The sequence below is a fragment of the Paraburkholderia sp. SIMBA_054 genome (assembly GCF_046534875.1).
In the GTDB taxonomy this organism is placed as follows: domain Bacteria; phylum Pseudomonadota; class Gammaproteobacteria; order Burkholderiales; family Burkholderiaceae; genus Paraburkholderia; species Paraburkholderia hospita.
This window is the reverse complement of record NZ_JAWRXV010001068.1, coordinates 1-260: the sequence shown is the minus strand read 5'-3', so window position 1 is coordinate 260 and position 260 is coordinate 1. Positions and strand designations below refer to the sequence as shown.

The window sequence follows — 260 nt, the reverse complement described above, 5'->3', positions numbered from 1 at the left end:
CCGATTGCCTGCTCGCCGCTCGCCGCCATGCGTTCGGCATCTTCGATATCGGCAAGAATACGCGTCGCGCGCTCGTAAAAGGCGCAGCCTTCGGGCGTCAGCTGGAGTTGCCGCGTGGAGCGGTTGAACAGCCGCGCGCCCAATCTGGCTTCAAGACGTGTGATCAGTTTGCTGACCGCCGAAGGTGTCAGGTTCGCTGTGCGTGCAGCGGACGTAAAGCCGCCATGTTCAACGACGCGCACGAACACGTCCATTTCGCC

Annotated in this window: 1 protein-coding gene; it reads right to left on the bottom strand. The window is 62.3% G+C overall.

Translation table 11 applies throughout. From position 1 onward, the window contains the following. On the bottom strand, nucleotides 1-260 hold a 260-nt coding region (locus SB822_RS58445; protein WP_410859291.1), incomplete at both ends, for a LysR family transcriptional regulator.